Origin of the sequence: Nitrospirillum pindoramense (assembly GCF_007827955.1) — a bacterium.
In the GTDB taxonomy this organism is placed as follows: domain Bacteria; phylum Pseudomonadota; class Alphaproteobacteria; order Azospirillales; family Azospirillaceae; genus Nitrospirillum; species Nitrospirillum amazonense_B.
In genome coordinates, this window is the sequence record NZ_VITR01000039.1 from 1 (window position 1) to 2,711 (window position 2,711).

Consider the following 2,711-nt stretch of genomic DNA (forward strand, 5'->3'; position numbering starts at 1 on the left):
CGGGCAACGCCGCATCGGCAACGACCGAAACCGGAATGAACCCCGTCAGCTCGCCCGACCGGAACTGCTTGCGCCACGTCGACAGCTGACCGGTGTGGACTTGCCCTGGAAAAGTGGAGAGCCATCACCCTAAAATTTGGGTCTGATGGAGGTTAATGATGGTTCGTGTGAAGCAGGCGAAGGTCACGGCGGCGTTCAAGCAGGAGGCGCTACGGATTTTATCGACAAGCGGGCGGACGGTGGCGGAAGTGGCTGGGGACCTTGGGATCGGGAAGTCGACGTTGCAGCGTTGGAAGACGCAAGCGACAGAGACAGAACTACTTTCGGGCCCACACCCGGATGTTGAGAAAGAACTGGCGCGGCTTCGGCAAGAGAACAAGATACTGCACCAAGAACGGGATCTGTTAAAAAACGCGGCAGCCTTCTTCGCCCGGGAGACAAGTCGATGATTTACCGGCTCATCGACGCGAAGAAGGCGGAAATACCGGTTAACCGTAGCTGCGGCTTATTGGGTGTGAGCGGCAGCGGTTATTATGCATGGAAGCGGCGGAAGGCCAGTGTTCGGCAACAGGCCGACATGGTTCTGCTGGCGCATGTCCGCCATCACTTCGAATTGTCGCACGAGACGTACGGAAGCCCGCGCATGCATGCGGAGTTGAAAGCGGCGGGGCTTCGGTGCGCTCGGCACCGGATCGCCCGGCTGATGCGGGATAACGGCCTGAAAGCCTTGATGAAACGCCGGTACAAGAAGACGACGGACAGCGCGCATGGCGGGCCCGTGGCCCCGAACCTGCTGGACCAGGATTTCGGCGCCGAAGGTCCAAACCGGAAATGGGGAAGCGACATTTCCTATAGTGCGCCTCGTCCCGGATGGTCCGGGGTGCATATGACTGGAATGCCAAGGAGAAAGGAGGAATTGAACGAACGCCCTGCCCTCTGCTGTGAGGGGGCATGAGCCCAAGCGGCGGTGACCTGTCGTCAACTGGCAGGGTGACGTAGCCCGCAGGAAAAGGGGATTGAGGCGAAGCCGTTACGCCGAGATGGTTCCCGAGGCTGAAGTGCTGGAAGGTTGAGGAACACGAACCGGTTAAACCGCATCCGAGGGCTGAAATGTCGCCTTCGCCTACACGGCTTAACAGGCGGAATGCCGATGGTGCCGTCGGACACGTAAGCCGGCGGCATCCGAACTCGGGCGCAGATGTAAGGCGCCCCGAGGGGACCATGGGGAGAACGCAGCCAGACCATGGATCGGTGTCGACTTGCGGGACGCAAGGACAAGGACTGCGACCGGCAACCTCCCCAGCGCGTGAACGTCCAGCATATGAACGAGGGAAGGCGTGATGGAATGCCAAGGGAGTTGGCCCCGATGCCCATCACGCTGGCGGAGTCCTCGTAGTAGTCCGCGACAGGGAAAGCCTGTCACATGGCGAAGGAGGACAGTTCAAGCGGCTTGGCGCGCAAACTACCTGACCCAACGAGGTGAAGACCTTTGATAATCAGCGAAATGCAGCACAAGCTCGCGACATGGGCCGAGAGCGACCCGAACCGCCGGTTCGATCGCCTCCTCCGGCTCGTGGCCGATCGGGAATGGCTTGCCGAAGCCGCCCGGATCGTCCTGGCGTCGAGTGGCGCCAAGACACCGGGCATTGACGGAATGGACAAGCGGTGGATGCAGGCTGAACTGGCGGAACACCTGGCCAGCCTGCAAACGGACCTGCTGTCGGGGGACTACCGTCCACAGCCGGTCAAGCGACTCTATATCCCCAAAGCCAACGGCAAGACGCGACCACTGGGTATCCCGACCCTGAGGGACCGCATCGTCCAACGCGCGATGCTGATGGCCATGGAGCCGATCTGGGAAAGCGACTTCCATCGCCTCTCCTACGGCTTCAGACCCGAACGCAGCGTGCATCACGCCGTCCGGACTGTGAAGCTCCAGTTGCAGGATGGGGACGTGAGAACGAGGGGCCGCTGGATCGTCGAAGGCGATCTGGCGAGCTACTTCGACACGGTTCACCACCGGCTTCTGCTTCACTGCGTCCGGCGGCGCATCCGGGATGATCGGTTCACCGATCTGCTCTGGCGGCTCCTGAAGGCGGGCCACGTTGACCGTGGCCTGTTCGTGGCGTCGAGCGAAGGGGTTCCGCAAGGCGGCGTGTTGTCGCCGCTCCTGTCCAACATCATGCTCCATGAGTTTGATGCGTGGCTGGAGGCGAAATACCTGAGCGCGAAAGCCCGCAAGGACCGCTGGGCCTGGAACTTCGGCATCCAGCAAGGGCGTCCCATCGCGGTTCGGGAGAACCGGCAATGGAAGCCCGCTGTCGCCTACTGCCGCTATGCCGATGACTTCGTCGTCATCGTCAAAGGGACAAGGGCGCAGGCCGAAGCCATCCGCGAGGAATGCCGGGCCTTCCTGGAAGGTCGCCTGAAGCTGACGTTGAATATGGGCAAAACCCATGTCACCCACGTCGACGACGGGTTCGTCTTCCTCGGGCACCGGATCATTCGCAAGCGGGGGTCGAACGGGGGTATGTCCGTGGTCACCACCATACCCAAGGAGAAAGCCAAGACCTTCGCCCGTCGTCTGGTCGAGGCCCTCTCCGGCAATCATGATGTTGTGAATCGGCATGGAATAAGGACCCCGTATAAGGGGTGATCGGCGTCCAATCGGGACCCCTTTTGTACGGGTCCATACTGGCTCCCATGGCAAT

Annotated in this window: 1 protein-coding gene and 1 pseudogene; both read left to right on the forward strand. The window is 61.2% G+C overall.

Features of this window, described 5'->3' with window-relative positions; genetic code table 11:
• Positions 1-158: 158 nt before the first annotated feature.
• Positions 159-874: pseudogene (locus FBZ90_RS28565) on the forward strand (IS3 family transposase); the annotation flags it as partial.
• 630 nt (positions 875-1,504) lie between these two features.
• A complete protein-coding gene (gene ltrA / locus FBZ90_RS27630) occupies positions 1,505-2,656 on the forward strand; it encodes a group II intron reverse transcriptase/maturase (RefSeq protein ID WP_211102387.1) in 1,152 nt (383 codons plus the stop codon).
• The last annotated feature ends 55 nt before the right edge of the window (positions 2,657-2,711 follow it).